At 29.6% G+C, this 4,796-nt stretch carries 8 protein-coding genes; all 8 read right to left on the bottom strand.

Annotated elements, in window-relative coordinates:
• On the bottom strand, positions 1-685 hold a 685-nt coding region (locus tag LF845_RS11560; protein ID WP_242821168.1), incomplete at its 3' end, for a hypothetical protein.
• Complete coding sequence (locus LF845_RS11555; RefSeq protein ID WP_242821167.1) at positions 682-1,149, bottom strand: hypothetical protein; 468 nt, start codon at positions 1,147-1,149, stop codon at positions 682-684. The genes LF845_RS11555 and LF845_RS11560, both read right to left, overlap by 4 nt.
• Entirely contained in the window at positions 1,136-2,098 is a 963-nt protein-coding gene (locus LF845_RS11550; protein WP_242821166.1) for a hypothetical protein, read from the bottom strand. Before LF845_RS11550 ends, LF845_RS11555 begins: the two co-directional genes overlap by 14 nt.
• Positions 2,082-2,990 (bottom strand): type II secretion system minor pseudopilin, encoded by a 909-nt coding sequence (locus LF845_RS11545; protein ID WP_242821165.1) that lies wholly within the window; start codon positions 2,988-2,990, stop codon positions 2,082-2,084. The genes LF845_RS11550 and LF845_RS11545 overlap by 17 nt, the downstream gene beginning before the upstream one ends.
• Positions 2,987-3,496, bottom strand: coding sequence for a PulJ/GspJ family protein (locus LF845_RS11540; RefSeq protein ID WP_242821164.1), 510 nt, complete (start codon positions 3,494-3,496; stop codon positions 2,987-2,989). The genes LF845_RS11545 and LF845_RS11540 overlap by 4 nt, the downstream gene beginning before the upstream one ends.
• Positions 3,493-3,819 (bottom strand): type IV pilus modification PilV family protein, encoded by a 327-nt coding sequence (locus LF845_RS11535; RefSeq protein WP_242821163.1) that lies wholly within the window; start codon positions 3,817-3,819, stop codon positions 3,493-3,495. Before LF845_RS11535 ends, LF845_RS11540 begins: the two co-directional genes overlap by 4 nt.
• On the bottom strand, positions 3,812-4,228 hold the full coding sequence (locus LF845_RS11530) for a pilus assembly FimT family protein (RefSeq protein ID WP_242821162.1): 417 nt from the start codon (positions 4,226-4,228) through the stop codon (positions 3,812-3,814). The genes LF845_RS11535 and LF845_RS11530 overlap by 8 nt, the downstream gene beginning before the upstream one ends.
• 3 nt (positions 4,229-4,231) lie before the next feature.
• Positions 4,232-4,663 (bottom strand): type II secretion system major pseudopilin GspG, encoded by a 432-nt coding sequence (gene gspG, locus LF845_RS11525; protein ID WP_242821161.1) that lies wholly within the window; start codon positions 4,661-4,663, stop codon positions 4,232-4,234.
• Positions 4,664-4,796: the final 133 nt, after the last annotated feature.

Raw genomic sequence — 4,796 nt, 5'->3', positions numbered from 1 at the left:
TTGGATTTGCAATAGTGCCGCCTATCTTTGTGTTCATGTTTAAGGTTTTATCTTTGACATTTAATTTCAGATTAAGTCTACTTGTATAAATGTTTTTAAAATTTACAAATATTGCTCCGTCAATTTTGACAGAAGGTTTGGTCTTGGATTCTAATGTTTTAATTTCAGCTTTGTTTTTTTCTAAATCTATGGTAGCAACCATATTGTCGATATCAATATTTTGTCCAAAAGCAGATATTTTTGATTCCGAAAGCATAATTTTAGAATTTAATTTTTGTTCCTTGATATAAAATAAACCCTCAACAGTGAGTTTCCCACCACTAACCTCAAATCCTTCATCTAATAAGCTGTTTAAGTTGTCTGGCTTGCCTGAGATATTAATATTGATTTTATTTTTGTTTATTGTGCCATCAATGTTTAGACCGAAAATCTGACCCAAAAAATTAGTTTTAAATAACAGAAAGTTGATGGGGGAGTGTTTAATAGTCAAATTTCCAAGTTTAATACCATTAATTTTAATATCGGTTATAGTGGAGCGGCTAAAGTTTCCATAAATAGATGAGTATGACAAATTATTCATATTTCTATCAATGATGTAAGATATTATTGTTTGATAAGGGAAAAAGACAACTAACGACGCAACAAAAAGTGTAGTAAAGAATAAAATTGAATATATTTTTTTCATTTAAGTTTCACAATCTCCACTACTAAATCGGCTTTTTTCTCATTGTCAAATCTTCTTGATTGATTAATCTGGTTAAATTTAATATTGGAAAATTTGTCAATATCCTTAATAATATCAACCGTTTCATTCAGTCCAAGATTTTCCAGTCGCAAAATTACCGACTCATATGAGCCTGATATATTTTGAGGTTTAAGAGAAGCCATTTTATCAGATAAGTTATGTTTTGAAACAGTATCTTGTATAAATACAAGAAGGCTTTCATTTAATTTTTCAGTTTTATTTATGGTTTTAGAGTATAGAGAATAGACTTTTTTATACTGCTCTTGCAATTGGTTAATTTCTGCGAGTTTCTTTTCATATTTGTTATCAAAGTATAACTTTGTCCAGTAAAATAGAATGAAGATTGCACCAATAAAAATCAAAATCATATAAACTTCATTTTTACTAAGCTTATTTTTTTGCATTTGCTACCCTCAGACTAAACGTAAGAAAGTCTTTTTCAATTTTAGTATTAAGTATCTCTACGGTTTCATAATAGTTTGATAAGTTGTTTTTGAGCTTGTCCAAGGCTTTAAAATCTAATGTTTTCCCTGAAATTTTAAAGTATTTATCGGCATAGTTTAATGTATCAATGACATCATTTTGCGAAAACGATTTTGCAATAAAAAGATAGTTTTCAAGTATGTTTATTTCTTTAATAGCGTTTTGCTGCACCTTAAAAAGAAGTTTCCCATATGGGTCAATTTTGTCAGTTATATTGGCCTTTTGATAGACTTCTTCTATTTTATTGCCAAGTGTTGCAATTTCCATGTCTAATTTTTTTATTTTAAAAATGTTGCCTACAATAAAAAGAACCAGCGCTATGCAAACTACGACTAAAGGAGCCATAAGTATTTTGAAGTCACTTTTCTTGTCATCTTTTAATAAGTTATAACTTAATGAATTGATATTAAAATCTTTTAGATTACTAGTATTAGAAGTAGTGTTAGGTAAATAGTAGATCCCGTTGTCGATTTTTATTGAGTAGCCTTCAAAAAAAATAATACAATTTTTATTATTGATGAATTGTTCAATGGCTATAGTTGATAGCTGCTCGGCATTTTCCAATAAGCTTGATGAGATTTCACGATATTTTTTTGTGGGGATTATCGCTATTAGTTTTTCCTTTTTTAACAAATAAATATCTTCCAACAATGTTTCAGGATATGTCCCTGAAAGGTAGTTTTTTACCAAAAGCTTTGTTTTTGAAGATTTGGGGAAGTTAGTTTCTAACGTTTCGTAAAAAAAATAGTCGTCATGAAGCAGTAACGAGTAGTGAGACCTAATTACTTCACTCTCATTAATTTCATTTAAACTGCTGTCATAAACTTTGCCGTTAATATCAAGAAAATATATGTCAGAAGTAGTTTTCATTTAGCCCCTTAAAAAATAGCTTAACGCCATCCTTTCTGTTAATCAACGAGTGATAATAGAATAATTTGCCTGATATATCAATATTAATTCTTAAATAAAAATCGTCAGATTTTACACTAATAAATTCTACGAGAGATTGATATACATCGTTAGGAATATTTGTTGCCTTTCTTATTTCTGAAACATCGTCATAAACGTTACTTTCTCTATATTTTATAATATCATCTATATATGTGTCTAACTCAGGCAGATAATACTGAAGGACCTCTTTTGAAGCGAAGTTTATATTAATCTTTTTCTCACCATTGTTAGCTGTAAAAATTTTGTTTAATTTGTTATACGATGTATTATCCAAAATTATAAATGTTTCAAAAAAAGTGTCGAGTGGTTTATTTTTTACGGTTAAAGTTCTACCGAAATAATTTATGTCATCATTTTCGTTTCCATATGCCATAGGGGTTGTGTTGTTATCAATGTAGTCTGCTATTAAATGTAGATTGGTCAATGAGATATCGTTATCCTCGGCTATTTTTTCAAAACTATCTACCACCCGTTTTATTACCTTTTCTTCTCCATCATAAAGATTGTTTATATTTATTTTTGAGTTCAATGGAGTAACTTTAATTTCTACAAAAATATTGTCCTGATTATAAGAAAAAGGATATGCCCATGCATCTTCCAGGCTATCTGATTTATTATTGTCTTCCTTTATAATTTGAGCAACAGAAGAAGCAGCAGTTGTTGCAATAATATTTGCCTGTAGCAGATTTTTTAAGTTAACTGTTTTGACGTAGCTTTCCGTATTTTTTTCGCTTAATGACATAGCTATTGCAAGTGCTGTTGTTATGATTATCAAAACTATTAAAAGTACTGACCCTTTTTTAGAATTCACAGCTTAATATTCCCCGCAATTACTTCAAAAGAATCATTATTTGTAGTAATTATAAATTTCAATATGTTAATTTTAGTGAAGTTTTCCTTATATTCATTGCTATCAAAATTCAATACATCAAATTTTTGCACATTTTGAAGTAGTTCAAATTTTTCGTTTAACCCGATATTTTCATTTGTTTCAACTCTATACAATTTTTTATCTTCCACAAAATATGTGACAGTTACCGGGACAGCCTTGTTAAGCACTATACTATTCATTGTAGTTAATTTGAAAGATGTTTCCCCAAAGAGAGTTTCTTTGGTAATACTAATATCAGTTAGCGACGTAATGTCTTCTGTTATAATTCTATTTAGGTTGTATTTGGTGTTGATTTTTAACCCTTCCTCTTTTGAGGCAATTGAGTAATTAATTGTACTGTTTAACATGCTGTATACAGCAGATATAACCAGTACAGATATTAAAAATGCAATTAAAAGTTCAAGTAAAGTAAATCCTTTTTTCATTTTTTCACAAAGTATATAAAATTTAATTCTTCATCGTTGTTTGAAACAGTGATAACACGCTGCTCAAGTATCCCATAAATATTTGCTTCCAAATTATCTTTGACATCTATTTTTTGAGTTAGCTGAGAAAGGTAGTAACTGCTCGGATATTTGTTTTTAATAAGAAGATACTCATTTGCCTGATTAATGAGAGTATACCTGTTTTTTGAACTTGATAAGGTTGAAAGAGAAAACTCTATGAGATGGTATATGCCCATTAAAGATATCGCAGTTATTGATAGAGCAATTAAAACTTCCAGTAGTGTAAAACCTTTTTTATTCAACTATATTAACCTTCATGTTTAAAGAGTCGGAAATAATTTTTACATTATTTGAGGTAACTATTTCAAAAGTATCTACAAAGCCGTCAGGGTATACACCGAAATAAAAATTAAGACCACTTTGTAGTTGATTATTTATTTTTGCACTGTTGAAGCTTGTTATTTCATCTATTTTATATGTTTCGTTATCGAAAGATAACGTATTTCCCCCTTTTACACCTTGGACAAATATCCCTTTATTTGAAGACAATGCTTTATTATAAGCTTTTTGTATTACCTCTTCAAATTGCTTTTTTACTGGGCTGTTTTCCGTATACTTTTCCACCATTTTTGGCACAATAAACATTAGTGAAATTCCAAAAATTACAATTACTATCATTAATTCTATTAATGAAAAAGCCCTGCGGTTCATTTATTAATTTATTTCGTAGCTTTTTATATCAGCATCATTGTCAACACCACCCTCTTTGCCGTCAGCTCCATAAGAAATGATTTCGTAATCCCTATCGTTTTCCCCCGGTGATCTGTAGATGTAAGGGTTCCCCCATGGGTCTTTAGGTATGGAGTTGGTGTCAAGGTATCCACCTTTTTTCCAGTTTCTTGGGATAGGCTCTATTTCAGGTTTTGATATCAAGGCACCCAATCCTTGTTCTGTGGTAGGGTAAACACCATTGTCAAGTTTATAAAGTTTTAGCGCTGATTCTATAGTCTTGATATCGCTTTTCACTTTAGTGATTCTTGCTTCATCAGGCCTATTGATAATTTTTGGTAATAAGAAAGTTGCAAGAAGCCCTAAAATGACAATTACGACCATTAATTCAATTAATGAAAAGCCTTTTTTTACCATTCTGCTATCCTCCAAACTAAATAATTTTCATAGAATAATAACATTTTTTATCTCAAAGTAAATGATTTTGTACCGTTAATATATTAGTTAAACTTATTGACAACCGAATTTCAAATAAGTTTTATTTGAAAAA

This window comes from Deferrivibrio essentukiensis, from assembly GCF_020480685.1.
In the GTDB taxonomy this organism is placed as follows: domain Bacteria; phylum Chrysiogenota; class Deferribacteres; order Deferribacterales; family Deferrivibrionaceae; genus Deferrivibrio; species Deferrivibrio essentukiensis.
Note: the sequence above shows the minus strand (reverse complement) of the source record. Positions and strands in the feature narration are given on the sequence as shown.